The sequence below is a fragment of the Streptomyces sp. NPDC029674 genome, from assembly GCF_044903205.1.
Classification (GTDB): domain Bacteria; phylum Actinomycetota; class Actinomycetes; order Streptomycetales; family Streptomycetaceae; genus Streptomyces.
In genome coordinates this window covers 1-23,274 of record NZ_JBJDPY010000010.1, presented here as the reverse complement: position 1 = coordinate 23,274, position 23,274 = coordinate 1, and the positions used below count along the sequence as shown (strand labels likewise).

The 23,274-nt window shown below is 71.8% G+C and carries 23 protein-coding genes; 16 read left to right on the top strand and 7 right to left on the bottom strand.

Translation table 11 applies throughout. The features are described from left to right. Positions 1-28 precede the first annotated feature (28 nt). Positions 29-763 carry an SseB family protein gene (locus ACI2L3_RS23880; RefSeq protein ID WP_404754415.1) on the top strand — a complete coding sequence of 245 codons (735 nt, stop codon included), beginning with the start codon at positions 29-31 and terminating at the stop codon, positions 761-763. 45 nt (positions 764-808) lie between these two features. On the opposite strand, the gene ACI2L3_RS23875 is transcribed toward ACI2L3_RS23880, so the two are convergent. Continuing rightward, on the bottom strand, positions 809-1,186 hold the full coding sequence (locus ACI2L3_RS23875) for a DUF1844 domain-containing protein (protein ID WP_404754414.1): 378 nt from the start codon (positions 1,184-1,186) through the stop codon (positions 809-811). Positions 1,187-1,595: 409 nt separating this feature from the next. Here ACI2L3_RS23875 and infC point away from each other — a divergent pair, with 409 nt between their 5' ends. From infC to ACI2L3_RS23825, 10 genes are all read left to right on the top strand, one after another. After that, positions 1,596-2,303: a translation initiation factor IF-3 gene (gene infC, locus ACI2L3_RS23870; RefSeq protein ID WP_404754413.1), complete on the top strand. Its 708-nt coding sequence runs from the start codon at positions 1,596-1,598 to the stop codon at positions 2,301-2,303. 106 nt (positions 2,304-2,409) lie between these two features. Then, positions 2,410-2,604: a 50S ribosomal protein L35 gene (gene rpmI / locus ACI2L3_RS23865; RefSeq protein ID WP_365358163.1), complete on the top strand. Its 195-nt coding sequence runs from the start codon at positions 2,410-2,412 to the stop codon at positions 2,602-2,604. A gap of 95 nt (positions 2,605-2,699) precedes the next feature. Continuing rightward, a complete protein-coding gene (rplT, locus tag ACI2L3_RS23860; protein ID WP_404754412.1) occupies positions 2,700-3,083 on the top strand; it encodes a 50S ribosomal protein L20 in 384 nt (127 codons plus the stop codon). Positions 3,084-3,273: 190 nt separating this feature from the next. Continuing rightward, a complete protein-coding gene (locus ACI2L3_RS23855) occupies positions 3,274-4,119 on the top strand; it encodes a TrmH family RNA methyltransferase (protein WP_404754411.1) in 846 nt (281 codons plus the stop codon). A gap of 52 nt (positions 4,120-4,171) precedes the next feature. Beyond that, positions 4,172-5,314: an ATP-binding protein gene (locus ACI2L3_RS23850; protein ID WP_404754410.1), complete on the top strand. Its 1,143-nt coding sequence runs from the start codon at positions 4,172-4,174 to the stop codon at positions 5,312-5,314. Between the two features lie 166 nt (positions 5,315-5,480). Then, a complete protein-coding gene (gene pheS / locus ACI2L3_RS23845; RefSeq protein ID WP_404754409.1) occupies positions 5,481-6,611 on the top strand; it encodes a phenylalanine--tRNA ligase subunit alpha in 1,131 nt (376 codons plus the stop codon). Further along, positions 6,611-9,121: a phenylalanine--tRNA ligase subunit beta gene (gene pheT / locus ACI2L3_RS23840; protein WP_404754408.1), complete on the top strand. Its 2,511-nt coding sequence runs from the start codon at positions 6,611-6,613 to the stop codon at positions 9,119-9,121. Before pheS ends, pheT begins: the two co-directional genes overlap by 1 nt. Before the next feature lie 343 nt (positions 9,122-9,464). Continuing rightward, positions 9,465-10,514: a PP2C family protein-serine/threonine phosphatase gene (locus ACI2L3_RS23835; protein ID WP_404754655.1), complete on the top strand. Its 1,050-nt coding sequence runs from the start codon at positions 9,465-9,467 to the stop codon at positions 10,512-10,514. Positions 10,515-10,770: 256 nt separating this feature from the next. Next, a complete protein-coding gene (locus ACI2L3_RS23830; protein ID WP_404754407.1) occupies positions 10,771-12,120 on the top strand; it encodes a transcriptional regulator in 1,350 nt (449 codons plus the stop codon). An 85-nt stretch (positions 12,121-12,205) separates the two neighbouring features. After that, entirely contained in the window at positions 12,206-12,748 is a 543-nt protein-coding gene (locus ACI2L3_RS23825; RefSeq protein WP_404754406.1) for an NUDIX hydrolase, read from the top strand. On the opposite strand, the gene ACI2L3_RS23820 is transcribed toward ACI2L3_RS23825, so the two are convergent. Together ACI2L3_RS23820 and ACI2L3_RS23815 are read right to left on the bottom strand one after the other, a co-directional pair. Further along, the gene (locus ACI2L3_RS23820; protein ID WP_404754405.1) at positions 12,749-13,006 is read right to left on the bottom strand and encodes a hypothetical protein; all 258 of its coding nucleotides are present in this window, start codon (positions 13,004-13,006) and stop codon (positions 12,749-12,751) included. Between the two features lie 215 nt (positions 13,007-13,221). Next, positions 13,222-14,082 (bottom strand): 3-hydroxybutyryl-CoA dehydrogenase, encoded by an 861-nt coding sequence (locus ACI2L3_RS23815; RefSeq protein WP_362993551.1) that lies wholly within the window; start codon positions 14,080-14,082, stop codon positions 13,222-13,224. Between the two features lie 180 nt (positions 14,083-14,262). On the opposite strand from ACI2L3_RS23815, the gene ACI2L3_RS23810 reads away from it, so the two are divergent. Further along, a complete protein-coding gene (locus ACI2L3_RS23810; protein WP_404754404.1) occupies positions 14,263-15,507 on the top strand; it encodes a glycoside hydrolase family 10 protein in 1,245 nt (414 codons plus the stop codon). Positions 15,508-15,525: 18 nt separating this feature from the next. Here ACI2L3_RS23810 and ACI2L3_RS23805 read toward each other — a convergent pair whose 3' ends face one another. Both ACI2L3_RS23805 and ACI2L3_RS23800 read right to left on the bottom strand, forming a co-directional pair. Beyond that, the gene (locus ACI2L3_RS23805) at positions 15,526-15,720 is read right to left on the bottom strand and encodes a DUF1918 domain-containing protein (protein ID WP_404754403.1); all 195 of its coding nucleotides are present in this window, start codon (positions 15,718-15,720) and stop codon (positions 15,526-15,528) included. A gap of 108 nt (positions 15,721-15,828) precedes the next feature. Further along, positions 15,829-16,785, bottom strand: a complete 957-nt coding sequence (locus tag ACI2L3_RS23800; protein ID WP_404754402.1) for a DMT family transporter — start codon at positions 16,783-16,785, stop codon at positions 15,829-15,831. On the opposite strand from ACI2L3_RS23800, the gene ACI2L3_RS23795 reads away from it, so the two are divergent. After that, complete coding sequence (locus ACI2L3_RS23795; protein ID WP_404754401.1) at positions 16,784-18,220, top strand: PLP-dependent aminotransferase family protein; 1,437 nt, start codon at positions 16,784-16,786, stop codon at positions 18,218-18,220. The genes ACI2L3_RS23800 and ACI2L3_RS23795 overlap by 2 nt on opposite strands. Positions 18,221-18,290: 70 nt before the next feature. After that, positions 18,291-18,728, top strand: a complete 438-nt coding sequence (locus ACI2L3_RS23790) for a GNAT family N-acetyltransferase (RefSeq protein WP_404754400.1) — start codon at positions 18,291-18,293, stop codon at positions 18,726-18,728. A gap of 1 nt (position 18,729) precedes the next feature. Here ACI2L3_RS23790 and ACI2L3_RS23785 read toward each other — a convergent pair whose 3' ends face one another. Further along, positions 18,730-19,230: a DUF6314 family protein gene (locus ACI2L3_RS23785; RefSeq protein WP_404754399.1), complete on the bottom strand. Its 501-nt coding sequence runs from the start codon at positions 19,228-19,230 to the stop codon at positions 18,730-18,732. 19 nt (positions 19,231-19,249) lie between these two features. Continuing rightward, positions 19,250-20,239: an aldo/keto reductase gene (locus tag ACI2L3_RS23780; protein ID WP_404754398.1), complete on the bottom strand. Its 990-nt coding sequence runs from the start codon at positions 20,237-20,239 to the stop codon at positions 19,250-19,252. 215 nt (positions 20,240-20,454) lie between these two features. Between ACI2L3_RS23780 and ACI2L3_RS23775 the strand changes: the two genes are divergently transcribed. Next, complete coding sequence (locus ACI2L3_RS23775) at positions 20,455-21,954, top strand: alpha/beta hydrolase (RefSeq protein ID WP_404754397.1); 1,500 nt, start codon at positions 20,455-20,457, stop codon at positions 21,952-21,954. Between the two features lie 5 nt (positions 21,955-21,959). Next, positions 21,960-23,183 carry a serine hydrolase domain-containing protein gene (locus ACI2L3_RS23770; protein WP_404754654.1) on the top strand — a complete coding sequence of 408 codons (1,224 nt, stop codon included), beginning with the start codon at positions 21,960-21,962 and terminating at the stop codon, positions 23,181-23,183. Positions 23,184-23,274 lie beyond the last annotated feature (91 nt).

Sequence of the window (23,274 nt, the reverse complement as noted above, 5' to 3'; positions counted from 1 at the left end):
ACTCTGTAGGGTCGACACCGTGGCGAACATGGCGAACAAGAACATTCCCGACCCCGGCTTCTCCGACGACGACGGGACGGCCGACCCCCGGCTGGCCGCGGCGCTCGCCGCCTGGTCCGCGGACCGCACCGCCCACGGCCCCGTCCTGGAAGCCCTGGCGGGAGCCCGTCTACTCGTCCCCGTCGTGGCCGTGCTCGGCGAGGTCGAGGTGGACGAGAACGGGCTGCGCCGCGAGAAGACCAGCGACATGGCCGTGCCCACCCTCAAGGCGGGCGACCGCAAGGCGCTCCCCGCCTTCACCTCCATCGAGGCCCTCGCCCTGTGGGACCCGGCGGCCCGCCCCGTCGCCGTACCGCTGCACCAGGCGCTGCAGGCCGCCGCCCACGAGCAGGCCGACACCATCGTCCTCGACCTCGCGGGCCCCGTCCCCTACGAACTGGGCCGCTCCGCGCTGCTCGCCCTCGCCGAGGGACGCGCCAGCGCCGACCCGCTCGCCGACCCGGCCGTCACCGAGGCGGTCCGCGCCGCCGTCGCAGCCGAGCCCGTCGTGCTCCGCGCCCACCTCGGCCCCGGCCGCGCGGACGGCACCCTCGCCCTCGTCCTGGACCCGGCCGCGGACCCGGCCGACGCCGCCCAGCGCGTGGCCCGCCGGATCGCCGCCGACGAAACACTGAGGGCCCGCCTGGTGCGCGGCCTCGACCTGGCACTGCTGCCGGCCGAGGCGACGCCTCCGGGCGAGCCCTTTTACGTACGTACGGTGTGAAAGACGTATGTACGGGGTGAAAGCCAGGTCGTACGGGGTGCCTGGTCAGCCGTAGACCGGGCCCGTGTACTTCTCGCCGGGGCCCTGGCCCGGCTCGTCCTTCACCAGCGACGCCTCGCGGAACGCCAGCTGCAGCGACTTCAGCCCGTCGCGCAGCGGCGCCGCGTGGAACGAGCTGATCTCCGTGGCGCTCGCGTCGAGCAGGCCGGCCAGGGAGTGGATCAGCTTGCGGGCCTCGTCCAGGTCCTTGTGGCCCTCGCCGCCCTCGGCGAGGCCGAGGTTCACGGCGGCGGCGCTCATCAGGTGGACCGCCACGGTGGTGATCACCTCGACCGCGGGGACATCCGCGATGTCACGGGTCAGGGTGTCGAAGTCGGGGGAGTCACCGGCGGGGGACTCGGGGGCGGGGATCGCGTCGCTCATGCTCACATCTTCCTGATGGCCGAAACGGTGTCAGCCTAGTTGATGGCCGAAATGGCGGAATCCGGGCTCCGCGCGCCACGGTCCTCGAAACCGCAGGTACCGGCCCGGCGACGAAGCCGGTCGCCGAGGCGTGCACTCCTCCGAAGTGCTGGTATTCTGGACAGCGACCGGTTGGCTTCGTAGTGAGTCAACCCGCAAGTGGAGGCTCCGAATCTCCCACCTGGCCGCCCTGAGGGCGGCGGGTCACCGGTCAGACGGTTTCCATCGTTCCGTACGGACGATGGAATTGTCAGACGCGCCCCGCGGCACACCGTGGTGGTGCTCCGGTATGTGAGGAGCCCCGCCTGTGTTCCGGCCGGGGCATTTTTCGTGCGCCGAATCGGTTAGGTCCAACGAAAACAGACGTTACGTGGCAGTCCGCCAGACGGTCACGTGGTGCTACCGAGGAGGATCCATCAGCGCCGAGCCCCGCATCAACGACCGGATTCGCGTTCCCGAGGTGCGACTTGTCGGTCCCAGCGGCGAGCAGGTCGGGATTGTTCCGCTTGCCAAGGCCCTGGAGCTTGCGCAGGAGTACGACCTTGACCTGGTCGAGGTCGCGGCGAACGCCCGTCCGCCCGTGTGCAAGCTCATGGACTACGGGAAGTTCAAGTACGAGTCGGCCATGAAGGCCCGTGAGGCGCGCAAGAACCAGGCGCACACGGTCATCAAGGAGATGAAGCTCCGGCCGAAGATCGACCCGCACGACTATGACACCAAGAAGGGTCATGTCGTCCGGTTCCTCAAGCAGGGCGACAAGGTCAAGATCACGATTATGTTCCGTGGTCGCGAGCAGTCCCGCCCCGAGCTGGGTTTCCGACTGCTGCAGCGCCTCGCTTCGGACGTCGAGGACCTTGGGTTCATCGAGTCGAACCCGAAGCAGGACGGCCGAAACATGATCATGGTTCTCGGTCCGCACAAGAAGAAGACCGAGGCGATGGCCGAGGCCCGTGAGGCCCAGGCGGCCCGCAAGGCGGACGCGAAGGCCAACCCGGGCCGCTCGCAGAACTCCGCCGAGGGGGAGGAGCTCGACGAGGCTCCCGCCGAGGCCCCTGCCGAGGCCAACGCCGAGGCCTGATCCTCAGGACGCGAGTCCAGAGGATGCCAACTGACACATATGGCTCCCGGATGCCCGGTTTCACGACCGGGCATCGGAGTGCCACTGACGAGGAGAGAACGGCGCTATGCCGAAGAACAAGACTCACAGCGGTGCCAAGAAGCGTTTCCGGGTCACCGGCTCGGGCAAGGTGCTCCGGCAGCGTGCCAACCGCCGCCACTACCTCGAGCACAAGTCCTCGACCCTGACCCGCCGCCTCGCCGGCACCGTCGAGCTGTCGTCGGCGGACACCGCCAAGGTCAAGAAGCTCCTCGGTATGTGACGGCGCGCCCCGCACTCACGGGGCGCAGCCGACCGACCATCGGGACCAAGCCGTTCTCGGGTCACGCACGTGACCCAGCTACAAGGAGTTAACAAGTGGCACGCGTCAAGCGGGCAGTCAACGCCCACAAGAAGCGTCGGGCGATCCTCGAGCAGGCCAGCGGTTACCGCGGCCAGCGGTCGCGCCTGTACCGCAAGGCCAAGGAGCAGGTCACCCACTCCCTGGTCTACAACTACAACGACCGCAAGAAGCGCAAGGGCGACTTCCGTCAGCTGTGGATCCAGCGCATCAACGCCGCTGCCCGCGCCAACGGCATCACCTACAACCGCTTCATCCAGGGTCTGAAGGCCGCCAACATCGAGGTGGACCGCAAGATCCTCGCGGAGCTGGCCGTCAACGACGGGAACGCGTTCGCCGCGCTCGTCGAGGTTGCGCAGAAGGCGCTGCCGTCGGACGTCAACGCGCCCAAGGCGGCCTGACGCCCGCGCATTGCCGAGCTTGATATCGGACCCGCAGCCCGTTGGCTTGCGGGTCCGCTGTCGTTCGGGTCCCCGTCTGCCCCTCTCTGTTCTCTGCCGTTCGCGGGTCTGCTGTGGCTGGTCGCGCAGTTCCCCGCGCCCCTGACGGGACGCCCCTACGGGGCGCCCGCATCTTTCCCGAAGGTGAGTCATGACCGCCGCCCCCGAATTGATCTCCCCCAAGTCGCCCCGCGTCAGTGCCGCGCGGCGGTTGGCCAAGCGGAATTTTCGGGGGAAGGAGCGGCTGTTCCTCGCCGAGGGGCCGCAGGCCGTGCGGGAGGCCGCCGGGCACGGGCGGACGCTCGTCGAGCTGTTCGCCACCGTCGACGCCGCCGAGCGGTACGCCGACATCGTGGGGGAGGCGCGCGCCGCGGGGGCCCGGGTGCACCTCGCCGACGACGACGTCATCGCCGACATCTCGACGACGGTCACCCCGCAGGGCCTCGTCGGGGTCTGCCGGTTCCTTGACGTGTCCTTCGAGGAGATCCTCGCCGCCCGGCCCCGCCTCGTCGCCGTCCTCGCGCACGTCCGGGACCCCGGGAACGCCGGGACCGTGCTGCGCTGCGCGGATGCCGCGGGCGCCGACGCCGTGATCCTCACGGACGGCTCCGTGGACCTCTACAACCCCAAGTCGGTGCGCGCGTCGGTCGGTTCGCACTTCCATCTGCCCGTCGCCGTGGGCGTACCCGTCGAACAGGCCGTGCGAGGGCTCAAGGGAGCGGGCGTGCGCATCCTCGCCGCCGACGGGGCCGGCGAGGACGACCTCGACACGGAGCTCGACAAGGGCACCATGGGCACCCCCACCGCCTGGATCTTCGGCAACGAGGCCTGGGGGCTGCCGGAGGCGACCCGCGCACTCGCCGACGCGGTGGTGCGTGTTCCGATCCACGGCAGAGCCGAAAGCCTCAACCTCGCGACGGCAGCGGCCGTGTGCCTCTATGCCTCCGCCCGTGCACAGCGCGCCGCTGGAGGGTGCCGCTCCGTCACATCGAGCTAGTAGTGTGACGGGCTCGGGGGCCCCGACAGGTCCGAGAGGTGGGGTACGGGGAATGAGTGTGGGCACGAGCAGAGCACCGGGGGCACAGGACCTCGTCCGTGCTCGCGCGGACCACGGCGGTCCCGTTGACCTCGGCGGCCTCGGACTCGACCCCGACGAGCTGCCCGACGGGCTCGTCGTCGCGGACGAGACGGGCCACGTCATCTGCTTCAACGCGGCGGCGGCGCGGATCACCGCGGTCTCCGCGGCCGACGCCCTGGGCGCGCCACTCGACCACGCGCTTCCCTTAGAGGACCTCGAAGGCCGCCGCTGGTGGCAGCTGACCGATCCCTACGGCGGCCTCGCGATCCGCGTCGGCCAGCCCGAGCGCAACCTGCTCCTGCCCGGCGGCCGCGAGGTCCTCGTCTCCGCCCGCTACGTCCGCACCACCCGCACAGGGCCCGTACGCCGTGTCGTCGTCTCGATCCGCGACACCGAGGCCCGCCGCCGCACCGAGCGCAGCCACGCCGAGCTGATCGCCACGGTCGCCCACGAGCTCCGCTCGCCGCTCACCTCCGTCAAGGGCTTCACGGCGACGCTGCTCGCCAAGTGGGAGCGGTTCACGGACGACCAGAAGAAACTGATGCTGGAGACCGTCGACGCCGACGCGAACCGCGTCACCCGGCTCATCGCCGAACTCCTCGACATCTCCCGCATCGACTCCGGACGGCTCGAGCTGCGCCGCCAGCCCGTCGACATCGGGGTCGCCGTCGGCCGGCACATCCAGGCGCACGTCGCCGCGGGCCAGGACGCGGACCGCTTCCTCGTCCGGGTCCAGCAGCCGCTGCCCGACTGCTGGGCGGACCCCGACAAGGTCGACCAGGTGCTCAGCAACCTGCTGGAAAACGCGGTGCGGCACGGCGAGGGAACTGTCACCATCGAGGTGGCGCCCTCCTCCTCGCCGCGCGAGCGGGGCGGCGCCGAGACGGCCGTGACCGTGAGCGACGAAGGTCCCGGCATTCCGGAGGAGTCGATGGGCCGCGTCTTCACCCGCTTCTGGCGGGGCAGCAAACGCGGCGGGACGGGACTGGGGCTGTACATCGTGAAGGGCATCGTGGAGGCGCACGGCGGGACGATCACCGTCGGCCGCGCGGCCGGCGGCGGCGCCCAGTTCCGATTTACGTTGCCCGTGGGGGCCCCGGCGTATCTCCAGTGACTCACGTGAGTCACTGAGGACGCCCTGAGCAGCCCGCGGGCGCACTCGTTCACCGCACCCCCGTTAGACTCGGTCGTTGGCACTTTGTGTCCCCACACCTGGGACAGCTTGTCTCCGAGTCGTTGACGGGGACCCATCCGCCAGCCAACCGGAAGCACGGGAAGAGATGTCGGCACCGAACAAGTCGTACGACCCTGTTGAGGTCGAGGCACTGAAACCTGAAGAGATCGAGCGCATGCGGGACGAGGCGCTCGCCGCCTTCGCGGCCGCGGACTCGCTCGACGCGCTCCAGGAGGCCAAGGTCGCGCACACCGGCGGCACCTCGCCGCTGGCGCTCGCCAACCGCGAGATCGGCGCGCTGCCGCCGCAGGCGAAGGCCGAGGCGGGCAAGCGGGTCGGCATGGCGCGCGGCGCCGTGAGCAAGGCGCTGGCCGCCCGCCAGGCCGAGCTCGAGGCCGAGCGCGACGCCCGCGTCCTGGTCGAGGAGGCGGTGGACGTCACGCTGCCGTACGACCGCACGCCCGCCGGCGCCCGGCACCCGCTGACCACCATGATGGAGCGCGTCGCCGACGTCTTCGTCTCGATGGGGTACGAGGTCGCGGAGGGTCCCGAGGTCGAGGCGGAGTGGTTCAACTTCGACGCGCTCAACTTCACGCCCGACCACCCGGCCCGGCAGATGCAGGACACGTTCTTCGTGCAGGGCCCCAATGGGACGGACGGGGACGAGTCCGGTGTCGTGCTGCGGACGCACACCTCGCCCGTGCAGGCCCGTGCGCTGCTCGAGCGCCGTGAGCCGCCGGTCTACATCGTCTGCCCCGGCCGCGTGTACCGCACGGACGAGCTCGACGCGACGCACACCCCGGTCTTCCACCAGATCGAGCTGCTCGCCGTCGACGAGGGCCTCACCATGGCCGACCTCAAGGGCACTCTGGACCACATGGTCCAGTCGCTCTTCGGTCCGGACATGAAGACCCGCCTGCGGCCGAACTACTTCCCGTTCACCGAGCCGTCCGCCGAGATGGACATGGTCTGCTACGTGTGCCGCGGCGAGTCCGTCGGCAACCCCGACCGCCCCTGCCGCACCTGCGGCAGCGAGGGCTGGATCGAGCTCGGCGGCTGCGGCATGGTCAACCCGAAGGTGCTCACGGCCTGCGGCGTCGACCCCAAGAAGTACAGCGGATTCGCCTTCGGGTTCGGCATCGAACGGATGCTGATGTTCCGCCACAACGTCGAAGACATGCGAGACATGGTCGAGGGTGACATCCGGTTCACCCGGCCGTTCGGGATGGAGATCTGATGCGGGTCCCGCTTTCCTGGCTGCGGGAGTACGTCGACCTCCCCGCCACCGAGACCGGCCGCGACGTGCAGGCCAAGCTGATCGAGGTCGGCCTCGAGGTCGAGACCGTCGAACAGCTCGGCGCAGGGCTCAAGGGCCCGCTCGTCGTGGGCAAGGTCCTCACCATCGAGGAGCTGGAGGGCTTCAAGAAGCCCATCCGCTTCTGCACCGTCGACGTCGGCTCCGCCAACGGCACGGGTGAGCCGCAGGAGATCGTCTGCGGCGCGCGCAACTTCGCCGTCGGCGACAAGGTCGTCGTGGTCCTGCCCGGCGCCGTCCTGCCCGGCGACTTCGCCATCGCCGCCCGCAAGACGTACGGCAAGACCTCGCACGGCATGATCTGCTCCGGCGACGAGCTGGGCATGGGCGACGACGGCAGCGGCGGCATCATCGTCCTGCCGCCCGAGCACGAGGCCGGCACCGACGCGATCGAGCTCCTCGAGCTGGTCGACGAGGTTCTGGACATCGCCGTCACGCCCGACCGCGGCTACGCGCTCTCGATGCGCGGCGTCGCCCGCGAGACCGCCATCGCGTACGGCCTGCCGCTGCGCGACCCGGCGCTCCTCGACGTGCCCGCGCCGAACTCCTTCGGCTACCCGGTCAAGATCAGCGACCCGCTCGGCTGCGACCGCTTCACCGCGCGCACCGTCACGGGCCTGCAGCCCGAGGCGCGCTCCCCGATCTGGCTGCAGCGCCGTCTGCAGAAGGTCGGCATGCGCCCGATCTCGCTCGCCGTCGACATCGCCAACTACGTGATGATGGAGCTCGGCCAGCCCCTGCACACGTACGACCGCTCCCGCGTCCAGGGCACGATCGGCGTGCGCCGGGCCGAGCAGGGCGAGAAGATCACCACGCTCGACGGCGCCAAGCGCGTCCTCGACGCCGGGGACCTGGTCATCACCGACGACCGCGGCCCCATCGGCCTCGCGGGCGTCATGGGCGGCGCCAACACCGAGATCGCCGACTCCGACGAAGCCGCCGGGACCACCGACGTCGTCATCGAGGCCGCGCACTTCGACGCGATCTCCATCGCCCGCACCGCGCGCCGCCACAAGCTGGCATCCGAGGCGTCCAAGCGCTTCGAGCGCGGCGTCGACCCGCAGGCCACGGCCGCCGCCGCGCAGCGCGCCGTCGACCTGCTGGTGCTCCTCGCGGGCGGCAGCGCCGAGGCCGGCGTCACGGAGGTCATCGCGCCCACCGGGCCGCGCACGATCGCCATGCCCGCCGACCACCCGGACAAGGTCGCCGGCGTCACCTACGGCCGCGAGACCGTCGTACGCCGCCTCCAGGAGGTCGGCTGCGACGTCTACGGCCAGGACGACCTGACCGTCACCGTCCCGTCGTGGCGCCCCGACCTCGCCGAGCCGAACGACCTCGCCGAAGAGGTCATCCGCCTCGAGGGGTACGAGAACCTGCCCTCGACCCTGCCGAAGCCTCCCGCGGGCCGCGGCCTGACCGAGCGGCAGCGGCTGCACCGCCGCGTCGGCCGCGCGTTGGCCGGCGCCGGCTACGTCGAGTCGCTGAGCTACCCCTTCATCGGGGAGGGCGTCTTCGACCAGCTGAGCCTGGACGCGGACGACCCGAACCGCCGTGTGGTCAAGCTCGTCAACCCGCTCTCCGACGAGGAGCCCGCGCTCCGTACGACGCTGCTGCCGGGCCTGCTCTCGGCGCTGCGCCGCAACGACGGCCGCGGCAGCCACGACCTGGCGCTCTTCGAGACCGGGCTGGTCTTCCACCCCCGAGCCGAGCTCAAGGTCGCGGTGCGGCTGCCCGTCGACCGGCGGCCCACCGACGAGGAGATCGCCTCCCTCACCGAGGCGCTGCCCGTCCAGCCCCGGCACGCCGCCGTCGTCCTCGCGGGCGCCCGCGAGCAGGCCGGCTGGTGGGGCAAGGGCCGCCCGGCCGACTGGGCCGACGCCGTCGAGGCGGCGCGGACCGTCGCCCGTGAGGCCGGCGTCGAGCTGATCGTCGACCAGGGGCAGTACGGGCCGTGGCACCCGGGCCGCTGCGCCGAGCTGAAGGTCGTCGTCGACGGTGACATCGTCACCGTCGGACACGCCGGTGAGCTGCACCCGCGCGTCGTCAAGGCGCTGGGCGTGCCCGCGCGCACCTGTGCGATGGAGCTCGACCTGGACCGCCTGGAGCAGGCCCGTGAAGGGGTGCTGCGGGCGCCGCGGATCTCCACCTTCCCGGTGGCCACGCAGGACGTCGCGCTCGTCGTCGACCAGGAGGTGCCGGCCGCCGTGGTCGAGTACTTCCTGCGCGGCGGGGCGGGTGAACTCCTGGAGTCCATCCGGCTGTTCGACGTCTTCGAGGGCGAGCAGATCGGCGCGGGCAAGAAGTCGCTGGCGTACGCGCTGCGCTTCCGGGCCGCCGACCGCACGCTGACCGTCGACGAGGCCTCCGCGGCCCGCGACGCGGCCGTCGCGCTGGCGGCCGAGCGGACGGGCGCGGTGCTGCGCGGGGCGTAGTCACCGCCCGTAGCCCGACACCAGGCGCACCAGAGGCGCACCACAGGCGCACAGAGGGGCTTACCCGGATCACCGGGTAAGCCCCTCACTCATTTGGGTGATAAGTGGCGTCACTTGGCTCGATCGGTTCACCCGGTAGACAGAATCGATCCGGTCGTAAGGGCCGGTCCACTGGACAGGGCCAAGGGGGGCCATCGGCATGATCCGTATCAAGACCAGGGCCCCCTGCGGGTCGGCGCTTCGAACGAGGGTGCGCGGCGGGTGCTCCCACGTCCGTCGCAGATGGCCCCGGTCGGCCGCTTCCCGGCGGCCGCTCGCCCGCGTGGAGCAGCAGGGCGCCCGCATGGAGCGGCAGGGCGCCCGCCGCGTGCTCACGCTGGGGCTTCCGACGGTGTGGGGCGCCGTCGCCATCACGTACAAACTGGCCTGTCCGCTCGCCACCCAGGACAGCATGGGCGCGCGGATCGTCAGCAGCGTCGTCTTCTTCGCCGTCGGGACCGGGCTCATACTCCACGTCCGGCGGGCGCTGCTGCGGGAGTTGCGGCAGATGCGCGAGGTCGCGGGCGCCGCGCAGAACGTGCTCCTGCGGCCCCTGCCGCCCCGCGTCGAAGGGCTCACGCTCGCCGCCGGGCGGCTCTCCGCGTCCCGCGGCGCCTCCGTCGGTGGCGACCTGTACGAGGTGGTCGCCACCGACCACGGCGTCCGCGTCGTGATGGGCGACGTGCGGGGCCACGGGCTCGCCGCCATCGGTACCGTCGCCGCCGTCCTCGGCAGCTTCCGGGAGGCCGCGCACGACGAACCCGAACTGCCCCTGGTGCTGCGCCGGCTGGAGCGGGCGCTCGCCCGGCACCTGCGCGAGCGCTCACGGGCCGAGCACCCCGCGAGCGGCGCCGCCGCGCCGGAAAGCCCACTGGTCGAGGAGTTCGTCACCGTACTGCTCCTGGAGATCGGCAAGGACGGCGAGGTCTCCGCGCTCAACTGCGGTCACCCCTGGCCGCATCTGCTCAGCGGCACCGCGCGGCACCTGACGGACAGTGAGCCGCTGCCGCCGCTCGGCCCCTTCCCGCTCCCCGCCGACCTGCCGGTGCTCGGCTGCGGACGGCTGCTGCCCGGTGAGGTGCTCGTCCTGCACACGGACGGCATGGAGGACGCGCGCGACGCCGCGGGCACGTTCTTCCCGCTGCGGACCGTCCTCGCCGAGGCGGCCCGCGTCCCACCGGTCTCCCCACAACGCCTCATCCGCGTGGTCTACGCCGAACTCCTGCGCCATTCGGGCGGGTTGCCCCCCGACGACGCGGCGCTGCTCGTGCTGCGCAACGACCGCAGGAGGGCCCCGGTGCAGCAGTGCGGGGCGGAGCCGGAACACGAGCCGGAGCGGCAGCCCGCTCCCTGACCGGCATGCGCCATCCGCCCCGCCATGGAGTTGTCGGGCAGACGGCGGGACGGACGACGCGAATGAGGGCCGCCGCACTGTTCGAGGGGGGAGCCGGCGGCCCGGCCGGCCTCCTTAACTGATGAGGCATCTCAGTCAAGCGATCCCACACACCGTGCGGCAGAGCGCACACCCCCCGGATCCGGGCACTCAGTTCACACCCCGTGTGAAGGCACCTCCACTAATCTGAGGGGCACCGAGCCACCGGAGGGCATCCATGCAGCCCAACACCCTGCTCGACGCGATCCTCGACGAAGCGGGCGTCTCCCACGCGGGACTCGCCGCGCATGTGAACCAGGCCGGCAGAGCCAGAGGTCTCGCGCTGCGGTACGAACACACCGCCGTCTCCCGCTGGTTGAAGGGCCAGCGCCCGCGCGGCCAGGTCCCCGACCTGATCTGCGAGGTGCTCGCCGCCCGGCTGCAGCGGCCCGTCACCCTGGACGACATCGGCCTCGGCCTGCCCGGTGTCCCCGCCGCCCGCGTCGGCTCGGCCGCCTCCACGCTCTCCGGCTTCGTGGAACGGGCCACCGCGCTGTGGCGCTCGGACGAACAGCAGCGCCCGCACCTGCTCGGCGCGCCCGCCGTCACCGGAACGCCCGCCGTGATGCCCGTCTGGGAGTGGGAGAACCCGCCCGACGACGTCGACGTGTCCCGCGGCGGACGGCACCCCGTCAGCACGGCCGACATCGAGATGATGCGCGCCGCCCGCGCCCACTACGAGCAGATGTACCGCAAGACCGGTGGCATCGCGACCCGCACCCGCATCGTCGGCTTCCTCAACGCCGAGGCCGCGCCCCTGCTGCGCGGCAGCTACACCGACGAGATGGGCCGCCAACTGCACCGCTCCACGGGCGGGTTGGTGGCCATCGCGGGGATCTGCGCCTACGACTCCGACGCGCACGGCCTCGCCCAGCGCTACTTCCACCAGGCGCTGCGCCTGGCCAAGGCCAGCGGCGACACGGGGCTCGGCGCGTATGTGATCGCGCTCCTCGTCAACCAGTCGCTGTTCATGCGCGAGTACCGGCAGGCCGTCGCGTTCGCCGAGGCGGCGCTGCGGGCGGCGGGCCGTGACCTCACTCCCGCGCTCGCCTCCGACCTGTACGCGATGCAGGCCAAGGCGTACGCGCACCTGGGCGACGGCAGGAGCGCGCTGTCCTGCATCCGGCGTGCGGAGGCCGCGGCCGACCGGATCCTGCGCGGCCGCGAGCCGGACGAGACGGGCTATGTCCAGCCCGGTCTGGTGAACGTGCAAGTGGCGGAGGCGCTGCTCAGCCTCGGCGATCTGGTCAGCGCGCGGGAGCACGCCGCGGCGGCCGTGGACACGCCCGCGCACGACCGCGGGCGGGTGCACCGGCTCGCCATGCTGAGCCAGATCGAACTGCGCCAGGGCAACACCGACGAGGCGGTGGCCACGGCGGTGGAAATGGCGGAACAGGCCCGGGGAATGGAGTCCCAGCGGCTGCGCGACCGGCTGCGCGCGGTCCGTGAACACCTGGTCCGCAGCGACTGCGCGGGCACGGCGGAGGCGGCCGAACTGATCGCGGGGGCGCTGCGCGTACCCCTGTGACGCACAGTCCCGAGGCGCACACACGCTGCTGCAAAGATTCGTCTGCTGCGATATTGCCATCTACCAGTCGGAAGGTGGCAGAACCGTGCAGTGGACGAAACAGAGCGAACAAACTGTGTATGGAAACCGGTGGTTCACGGTCAATCTCGCCGATGTCGAACTGCCCGACGGCCGGCATCTGGACCACTTCCTGATACGGCTGCGGCCCGTCGCCGTGGCCACCGTCGTCAACGCCGCCAACGAAGTGCTCCTGCTGTGGCGGCACCGCTTCATCACCGACAGCTGGGGCTGGGAACTCGCGGCAGGCGTCGTCGAGGACGGTGAGGACATCGCGTACGCGGCGGCACGCGAGATGGAGGAGGAGACCGGCTGGCGGCCGGGCCCGCTGAAGCACCTCATGAGCGTCGAACCGTCCAACGGACTCACCGACGCCCGGCACCACATCTACTGGTCCGACGAAGGGACGTACATCGGCCATCCCGAAGACGACTTCGAGTCGGACCGACGCGAGTGGATCCCGCTCAAGCTGGTCCCCGACATGGTGTCCCGCGGGGAGGTGCCAGCTGCCAACATGGCCGCGGCCCTTCTCCTCCTCCACCATCTGCGCCTCGGTCAGGACGCGCGTTAGTCAGCGACCGATGGCCTGCCAGACCGCCACGGCGATCGACAGGACCGCCGCGAGCGCGACGATCGTCGGCAGTGGCCAGCGGGTGTTCTCCAGTGCGGCGACCCTGGCCTCCATGGTCTCCACGTTCTTGGCGGTCTGTTCGTCGTGCTGAGTGAGCAACGCCAGCCGTCCGTCGACGCGGGCAAGACCCACGTCCAGGCTGCGTCGCAACTCAGCGAGTTCTTCCGGGACCACGGCACTCTCGCCGTCGGTGGTCACGAGACCACTCCTCTCTGTAATGGCGCATCCCCCCTCCATCCGCACAGAGAGTCAACTAGCGCGGCGGGCAGGGCGGGAGCGTGTGCGATGGGCATATGCGAGCCCATCGCGCACACGGTGTGTGAACGCCGCGGGCCCGGCACTCGCAGGAGTGCCGGGCCCGTCGGTACGGAGAGTGTTCGTACGGGGAGTGTTCGTACGGGAAGTGCGGTCCCTCAGGCGTACGTGTAGAAGCCCGAGCCGGTCTTCCGGCCGAGGCGTCCGGCGTCCACCATCCGCTGCAGCAGCGGGGGAGCGGCGTACAGCGGCTCCTTGTACTCGGCGTACATGGAGTCGGCGACCGAGGCGACCGTGTCCAGGCCGATCAGGTCGGAGAGCTTGAGCGGGCCCATCGGGTGGGCGCAGCCCATCTCCATGCCGTTGTCGATGTCCTCGCGGCTCGCGATGCCCGACTCGAACATCCGGATCGCGGAGAGGAGGTACGGGATGAGCAGCGCGTTGACCACGAAGCCCGAGCGGTCCTGGGCGCGGATCGCGTGCTTGCCGAGGATCTTCTCGACCACGGCCTGGGCCCGGCTGATGGTGCCCTCGGACGTGGTCAGCGCGGGGATCAGCTCGACGAGCTGCTGCACCGGCGCCGGGTTGAAGAAGTGGATGCCGATGACCTGGTCGGGGCGCGAGGTCGCGACGGCCAGCTTCACCAGCGGGATGGAGGAGGTGTTGGAGGCGAGGATCGCGTCCTGCCGGGTCACCACCTGGTCGAGGACCTGGAAGATCTCCGTCTTCACCTGCTCGTTCTCCACCACGGCCTCGATGACCAGGTCACGGTCGGCGAACTCGCCGAGGTCGGTGGTGAAGCTGAGGCGGTCGAGCGTCGCGTCGCGCTCCTCGTCGGAGATCTTGCCGCGCTCGGCCGCCTTGGAGAGCGAGTTGTAGAGCCGCGTACGCCCGATTTCCAGGGCCTCGCCGGTGGTCTCCGCGACCTTCACGTCCAGTCCGGAGCGGGCGCAGACCTCTGCGATTCCGGCGCCCATCTGGCCACAGCCCACCACTCCGACGCGTGCGATATCGGTCATGGAGTCGGTCACCTCGTGCCTTTCGCTGATCAACGGGGCCGGCAGGTCCCCCGTATGGATGGTGCCTGCCTCGGCCGTGAACGTTACTCCGCAATGAGGGGTCCATGACGGGCCGGGTCGGGCATGCTGTGCGCAACCGGCAAGGGGTGTCGGTGCACAGCGAGCTCAGGGGGCATGCAGATGAGGCGTATGTCACGTCGGGGTTTCTCGGTGGTGGCCGCCGCGGCGGTGGCCGGTCTGGCGACGGCGGGTGACGCGGCCGCCGCTCCCGACCGGCGGCGGAAGAAGAAGCGCGAACTGCGGGGCATGTGGCTGGCGAGCGTCGTCAACCGCGACTGGCCCTCCAAGCCGGGCCTCCCGGCGGCCCAGCAGCGCAGCGAGCTGCTTGCCTTCCTGGACTCGGCCGTGAGCCGCAGACTCAACGCGGTGGTCTTCCAGGTGCGGCCCACCGCCGACGCGCTGTGGCCGTCGCCGTACGAGCCGTGGTCGGAGTACCTCACAGGGACGCAGGGCAAGGACCCGGGCTGGGACCCGCTGGGCACCGCCGTGCAGGAGGCGCACCGCAGGGGCCTTGAGCTGCACGCGTGGTTCAACCCGTTCAGGATCGCCAACCACACGGACCCGTCGCGCCTGGTGGCCACGCACCCCGCGCGGGTGCACCCCGACTGGGTCGTGCCGTACGGCGGGAAGCTCTACTACAACCCGGGCCTGCCCGCGGTGCGGCGCTTCGTCCAGGACGCGATGCTCGACGCGGTCCGGAAGTATCCGATCGACGCGGTGCACTGGGACGACTACTTCTACCCGTACCCCGTCGCGGGCCAGGTCTTCGACGACGACGCGGCCTTCGAGGAGTACGGCGGCGGCTTCCCGGACCGGGCCTCCTGGCGGCGGGACAACATCGACCGGCTGGTGCGCGAGATGTCGGGCCGGGTGAAGAAGGCGCGGCGCCAGACCCAGTTCGGGATCAGCCCCTTCGCGGTCTGGCGCAACATCGCGACCGACCCGACGGGATCGGACACCCGGGCCGGGGTGCAGACCTACGACGACCTGTACGCGGACACGCGCGGCTGGGTGAAGAAGGGCTGGATCGACTACATCGTCCCGCAGGTGTACTGGAACATCGGCTTCCCCGCGGCGGACTACGCCAAGCTCATCCCGTGGTGGAACGAGGTCGTGCGCGGCACCGGTGTGAACCTCTACATCGGCGAGGCCCTCTACAAGGCCGGCGACCCGGCGCAGCCCGCCGCCTGGCAGGACCCGGCCGAGCTGTCCCGGCACCTCACGTACGCCAAGGGGTACGACGAGGTGCGCGGGCACATCTACTTCTCGGCGAAGGAGGTCGGGGTCGACAAGATCGGCGCGATGGCGCGGGTGGTCGCCGACCACTATCAGGAGCCGGCGAAACCGCCGCGCCTGACCGCGTGACCTGCCGGGCCGCGTGACCTAGGAGGCCGGGTCCCGGTGCCGTACGACGGTGTCGGGGCCCGGTGACACCACGGTCTCGTGGCCGTCCTCGAAGCGCACGCGGTACGGCGGGCCGCCGTTCGCGCCCAGCACCTCGACGATCCGCGCGATCCGGTCGCGCTGCCCGACGACCCTGCCGTGCACCACCAGCTCGTCGTCTACGGTTGCACGCATCTGGAGTGCCCCCTCGTCCCGCTCTGCGGTAGCGATCTGTGGCCGCAAGTGTACGACGAGTGGCGGGAGTTGGGGCCCCGTCGGACGGGCAACCGGCCACCCGCCCGGTCAGCCGCGGGCCCGTTGGGTGACCGCGATGCAGACGAGGACGGCGGCCGCCGTGAGCGGTGCGGCGACGGTGAGGTGCTCGCCGAGCAGGAACACGGACCAGACCAGGGTGAGCAGCGGCTGGGCGAGCTGCAGCTGGCTGGCCTTGGGGACGCCGATCGCCGCCATGCCCCGGTACCAGACGACCAGGCCGAGGAACTGCGAGCCGATCGCGGCGTACAGCAGCCCCGCCGTGCTGTGCCCGGTGAGCTGGAAGGACTCGTGCGGCAGGGCCACGAGCGCGCCCACCACGTTCAGCGGCAGGCACAGGATCAGCGCCCAGCCGATGACATGCCAGCCGGGCATCTCGCGGGCCAGCCGGCCGCCCTCGGTGTAGCCGGCCGCGCAGATCAGCAGCGCGCCGAAGAGGTAGAGGTCGGCGGCGGTCAGGGCGCCGCCGCTCTGCTGCACGGTGAACGCGATGACGGCGGCGGCCCCGGCGAGCGCCGCCGTCCAGAACGCGCGCGACGGCCGCGCCCCGGTGCGCACCGCCGAGAAGACGGCGGTCGTCAGGGGGAGCAGGCCGACGACCACGGCGGCGTGCGCGGTGGTGGAGGTCTGCAGGGCGAGCGTGGTGAGCAGCGGGAAGCCGACGACGACGCCCGCGCCGACCACCGCGAGCCCCGCCCAGTGGCGCCGGTGCGGGACCGCGACGCGCAGGGCGAGCAGACAGCCGCCCGCGATGAGCGCGCTGAGCACGCCGCGCAGGGTGACGAAGCTCCAGGGTCCGATGCCTTCGAGACCCCAGGCGGTGGAGGGGAAGGTGAGGGAGAAGGCGGTGACGCCGAGTGCGGCCATGACGGTGCCGGTGCGGCGGGTGCCGGAGGGGCGGGGCGGCCGGGGGGTCTCCGCGGGGGCAGGGACCGGGGCCGGGACCGCTATCCGGGTCGGGCGAGTAGCGCTATCCTGTGCTGTCATGCATGACAGTAGCAGTGTGGCTGAACTGGCGAAAAGTCTGCGGAGTGAGCTGAACCGCTACTCCCCAGGTGGAAAGCTGCCGTCGAGCCGGTCGCTGGTCGAGCGGTTCAGGGTGAGCCCGGTGACCGTGTCGCGGGCCCTGGGACAGCTCGCCGCCGAAGGGCTCGTCGTCACCAGGCCCGGCGCGGGCGTCTTCCGCGCCGAACCGTCGGCGCCCACCGCACCCGCCGGGGACACCTCGTGGCAGGAGGTGACGCTGAGCGCCGACGCCGCGGCGGAGCTCGTGCCGCGCTCGGTCGACGCGTCCGGGGTCCTTGCCACGCTCGCCGCGCCGGCGCCGGGCATCATCGAGTTCAACGGCGGCTACCTCAACCCCGCGCTGCAGCCCGAGCGCGCGATGGCGGCGGCCCTCGCGCGGGCGGGGAGGCGGCCCGGTGCGTGGGGGCGGCCACCGGTCGACGGCCTGCCCGAGCTGCGCGAGTGGTTCGCCCGGGGCATCGGCGGCGCGATCACGGCCGCCGAAGTGCTGATCACGGCGGGCGGCCAGAGCGCGCTGACGACGGCACTGCGGGCGCTCGCCCCGCCCGGCGCGCCGGTCCTCGTCGAGTCCCCGACGTATCCCGGCATGCTGGCGATCGCGCGGGCGGCGGGGCTGCGGCCCGTGCCGGTGCCGGTCGACACCGACGGGGTGCGCCCCCAGCTCCTCGAAGCCGCGTTCCGCGCGACGGGCGCCCGGGTGTTCGTCTGCCAGCCGCTGTTCCAGAATCCGACCGGGGCCGTGCTCTCCGCAGAGCGCCGCCCCGAGGTCCTGCGGATCGCCCGCGAGGCCGGGGCGTTCGTCATCGAGGACGACTTCGTGCGCCGCCTCGTCCACGAGGACGCCGGCCCGCTGCCGCCCCCGCTCTCGTCCGACGACCACGACGGTGTCGTCGTTCACGTCTGCTCGCTCACCAAGGCGACCTCGCCGAGCTTCCGCGTCAGCGCGCTCGCCGCCCGCGGCCCGGTCCTGGAACGGCTGCGCGCCATCCAGGTCGTCGACCACTTCTTCGTGCCCCGACCGCTTCAAGAGGCGGCCCTCGAACTGGTGGGTTCCCCGGCCTGGCCACGCCATCTGCGGGCAGTTTCGGGGGAGTTGAAGGAGCGCAGGGACGCGATGGCGGCGGCGCTGCGGCTGCGCCTGCCCGAGTTCACGGTGCCGCACATCCCGGCGGGCGGCTACAACCTGTGGCTGCGGCTGCCCGACGGCGCGGACGAGTCGGCGTTCGCCTCCGCGGCCCTTCGCGCGGGCGTGGCCGTGGCCCCCGGACGCCCGTACTTCGCGGCCGAACCGCCCGCCGGTCACGTCCGGTTGAGCTTCGCGGCGGTCGCCGGGGTGGGGGAGATCACGGAGGGGGTGCGCAGGCTGCGGGTGGCGTGCGACGAGGTGCTGGGATAACCACGGACGACCTGTCCCACGAGGCGGAATACGCTCGACTCCACCCCGTGACGGCTGCGAGGCTCGGCCCATGAACGACAGTGCCACCGTGCCAGACGGTTACGAGATCTCCGCCGACCCCGCCCGCATCGACGCCGCCCGGGTCCACCACTGGCTCTCCACCGACGCGTACTGGGCCCTCGGGCGCACGCGCGAGAAGCAGGACGCGGCGATCGCCGGGTCCGTCAACTTCGGGGTGTACGAGGCGGGCTCAGGGGAGCAGGTCGCGTACGCCCGCGTGGTGACCGACCGGGCCACCTTCGCCTGGCTCTGCGACGTGTACGTCTCTCCGGACGTGCGCGGCCGCGGGCTCGGCGTCGCGCTGGTCGACGCGGTCTGTACGCACCTGGAGCCGTACGGCGTGCGCCGGACCCTGCTCGCCACGGCGGACGCGCACGGCGTCTACGAGAAGCTCGGCTTCAAGGCGCTCGATGCCCCGGAGAACTGGATGGCGCGCGGCACCCAGTGAGTCACCGCGTCCGCCGGTACTCCGTGACGAGCAGCAGGTCCTTCGCCGGGCCGCCGACCCGCCACCGGGCGCGCCAGCGGTCCGCGTCGAGCACCTCGAACTCGCCGCGGTAGAGGTCGCGCGCGCAGGGGTGGTCCGTCGTCCAGCGGCCCGTGCGCAGGTCGAGACCGTGGAAGAAGCGGCCGTCGGCGAACTCCACGCGGGCCGTGCCGGGCTCCTCGCCGGGCAGGAAGCGCAGTGTGCGCTCGGCGGGGCGTGCGACGCCGTGCCAGGTGAAGGTGCCGGACTCGTGGTGGAGGAGGCCACCGGTGTCCGGGGCGGGCAGCGGCGAGAAGAGCGTCGTACCGGTGAAGCGGCCCTCGGAGCCGTCCGCCAGGTCGCGGACCGTACGCTCGACGCGCCACGCGCCCGCGAGGTGGGTCAGGACGTCCGGTACGGGGGCGGTCCGTACGGGCGCGCCCTCCTCCGGAATGGCGGGTGCGTTCTCCTCGGGAATGGGCATACCCGCAGGTTACGTGCCCTTACTTGTCCACGGCCGCCAGGCTGCGCTCGTCGTACCGCGTGCCCGCGACCCGGCCCGCGGGCGCCGCCGCGTCGATCGCGGCGAGCTCGTCGGCCGACAGCTCGACGGCGACGGCTCCGAGGTTCTCCGCCAGGTACTTCTCGCGGCGCGTGCCCGGGATCGGCACCACGTCGTCGCCGCGGTGCTGCACCCAGGCGAGCGCGAGCTGCCCCGCGGTGACGCCCTTCTCCGCGGCGAGCGCGTCCAGGGTCTCCACGATGGACAGGTTCCGCTCCAGGTTGCCGTCGGCGAAGCGGGGCTGGGTGCGGCGCAGGTCGTCCTGCGGGAGCCCGTCGAGCGAGGTGTAGCGGCCGGTGAGGAAGCCGCGCCCGAGCGGTGAGAACGGCACCAGGCCGATGCCGAGCTCGCGGCAGACCGGCGTGATCTCCGCCTCCAGATCCCTGGTCCACAGCGACCACTCGCTCTGCAGCGCGGCGATGGGGTGCACGGAGTGCGCCCGCCGGACGGTGCGCGCACTGGCTTCGGAGAGCCCGAGGTGCCGCACCTTGCCCGCCGCGACCAGCTCGGCCATGGCGCCGACGGTCTCCTCGATCGGCACGCCGGGGTCCACCCGGTGCAGGTAGTACAGGTCGATGTGGTCGACGCCGAGGCGGCGCAGCGAGGCGTCGCAGGCTTCGCGTACGTACGCCGCGTCGCCCCGGATGAGGGTGGGCTCGCCGAGCCGGTTGGCGAAGCCGAACTTGGTGGCGACGACGGCCTGTTCGCGGCGCGGGCCCGCCAGGGCGCGGCCGATGAGCTGTTCGTTGTGGCCGCCGCCGTAGAAGTCGGAGGTGTCGAACAGGGTGACGCCGAGGTCGAGGGCGCGGTGGATCGTCGCGATGGACCGCGCGTCGTCCGAGGTGCCGTAGCCGTGGCTCATCCCCATGCAGCCGAGGCCCTGTGCGGAGACGGTCAGCGCGCCGAGCCGGCGCGTGGGAAGGCTGGTCATGGTGGTGCCTCCTGGGTGGTGTCCGGTGATCGGCTCCGACCCTAGGAGCTGGAGCGGACTCCAGGTCAAGGCGAGGCCGCCGGGGGCCGGAGTGCGCGTACGGGGGTTGTCCTCAGGGAGGTTCGGCCCGGTAGCCCGATGGTCCGGGGCGACGCGCGTTCCTAGCGTGGTGATCGTCTTCCCGCCGTTCCCTCACCACCGGATCTAGGAGCACGATGCGCGTCGCGTCAGCAGTCACCGCGAGTCTGGGCCTCGTCGGGATACTCGCGAGCGGAGTGTCCGCCGCGGCCCCGCCCGAGAACCCGAAGGGGCCGCGCCACGCCCTCAGTTGGCGCCCTTGCCCAGCGGACCAGAAGGAGCTGAACGAGGCGGGCGCGCAGTGCGCGAAGGTGACCGTGCCGCTCGACTACGCCGACCCCGGCGGTCGCACGATCGACATCGCGATATCCCGCATCAGGGCGAAGTCGCCGGGCGAGCGACGCGGCATCCTCCTCTCCAACCCGGGCGGGCCGGGCGGCACGGGGCTCGCCAACACCCTGGCGCTGCGGCCCGCACTGAAGGACGCGGCGGACCGCTACGACCTCATCGGCTTCGACCCCCGCTTCCTCGGCGAGAGCACCCCCACCACCTGCGGCGAGGCCCCGCCGCCCACCCCGCCCGCCGAGACCACCACCCCGCGCCGCGACTTCGAGGACTCGGTGCGGTCCGCGCGCGACACGGCGCGCCGGTGCCAGGAGCACGGCGACAACGCCGAGTTGCTGCCGCACGCGTCGACCAGGAACGTCGCCCGCGACATGGACGCCGTCCGGGCGGCGCTCGGCGAGCGCAAGCTGTCGTACTACGGCATCTCGTACGGCGCCGACCTGGGCGCCGTCTACACCCAGCTGTTCCCGCGCCGGGCCGACCGGATCGTCCTGGACTCGTCGACCGATCCGGCGGCGACGCAGTACGAACTGTTCCAGCGGTCGGGGGCGCCCGCGGAGGCCGCACTGACCGGGCAACTGCGCGCTGACGTACGGGAGTTGCTCGCTCGGGCCGAACGGCGCCCCATCCCCGTCCAAGGGCTGCGCCTCAACGCTCCACTACTGCGGATGATCTTCAAGCAGCTCGTCCAGCACGAGGAGAACGACCCCCAACTCGCCTCAGTCGTAGCCGACTTGAAGAAGGCAGCCGCGGGTGAGGAGGTCGAGCCGGGCCCCGCGCTCAGCGGACTCCTGGAACTCCTCTCCTCACCCGAGCTGGCGGACAGCATGGTGGGCGGCGCGATCTTCATGTGCGGCGACGGGGGCTGGCCCGCGGGCGGCTGGCCGAAGAACCCTGAGACGTACTGGAAGAACATGCAGCGCAGCCGCGCCACGCAACCGGTCTTCGGGCCGTACGTCAACGGAATGATCGCCCCGTGCGCGTTCTGGGGGAGCGAGCCCCGCGAACCCGGCACGAAGATCCGCAACGACGTGCCCGTCCTGCTGCTCCAGGCCAAGTACGACAACAACGTCCCGTACGAAGGCGCCCTCGCCCTGCACGAGAAGCTCACCGCCTCCCGCCTCGTCACGGCCGACATCCGCTCGCACGGCGTCTACGGGCGCGGCAACGACGGCCTCACCCCGGTGCCGTGCGCCGACGACGCCGTGAACACCTACCTGCGCGACGGCGAGCTGCCCGCGGCGGACGTCACCTGTGCGAAGCCGGACCTGAAGACGGAGAAGACCCAGTGAAAGAGATCAGCAGGCGCACTGGCCTCACAGCGGCCGCATCGGCACTGCTCGTGGGGACGGCCGCGGTCCCGGCCTCGGCCTCGGCCGCTCCGCGTACCCCGCACGGCCCGCGTGGGCGGGCCCTCCAGCGCGGGGTCGACGCCATCCGTGCCACCGGCACGAGCGGCGTCCTCGCCGAGGTGCAGGACGCGCGCGGCCGCACCACCGCACGCGCCGGAGTCGCCGACCTCGACGCCCCCGCGAAGGGCCCGGTGCCCTGGGACGCGTATTACCGCCTCGGCAGCGACACCAAGACGTACACGGCGACCGTCGTCCTCCAACTCGTCGGCGAGGGGCGGCTGAAGCTCACCGACACCGTCGAGAGGCGGCTGCCCGGCGCGATCCGCGGCCACGGCAACGACGGCCGCCGCATCACCGTCGCCAACCTGCTGCGGCAGACCAGCGGCCTCAACGAATACATCACCGCGGACAGCGGCGACTTCACCCCCGACGCGTACCGGCGCAACCGCTTCCGCTCGCAGTCGCCGGAGGAACAGCTGGCGGTGGCCCTGTCCAAGCCCCCGCAGTGGCTGCCCGACGCCGACGACCCGGCCGGGGAGCGGCGCTGGTCGTACTCCAACACCAACTACGTCGTCGCCGGGATGCTCGTCGAGGCGGTCACCGGACACCCCTGGGCCCAGGAGGTCCACGAGCGGATCATCGAACCGCTCGGCCTGCGCGCCACCTTCACGCCCGGCACCTCGTCGTACGTTCCCCGGCCGACGGCCACCGGCTACACGTACTTCCCCGACGAGACCCGCCCCACCGAAACGACCCTCGGCTTCGGCGGAGGAGCGGACGGCTGCCTCATCTCCACGACCCACGACCACGGCGTCTTCCTGCGCGCCCTGCTCGGCGGGCGGCTGCTGCGCCCGGCGCAGCTCGCCGCGATGAAGAGGACCGTGCCCGTGCAGGACTGGATCTCGGCCGACGGGGTCCGCTACGGCCTCGGCATCGCCTGGCGACCCGTCGCCGGCCGCACGGACGGCGTCTGGTTCCACGGTGGGACCAGCCTCGACTGCGTCAGCGAGTGCGGCGTGACCCCGGACGGCGCCACGGCCGTGACCAGCGCGGCCTTCACCCTGCGCCTCGACAGCGCCGAGACGCACGAGGCGCAGGCGCGGGCGGCCCTCCGCCTGGTGGACTCAGCGCTGCGCGCCGACCCACGCTCGCCGTCGCCGTCCCCCTAGGTTCTGTCGTCAAATATCACGCCCACATCAGGAGTGATGCGAGGGTGACGGCCGCTTCGAAGGACTGGGCTGTTTTGTCGTAGCGGGTGGC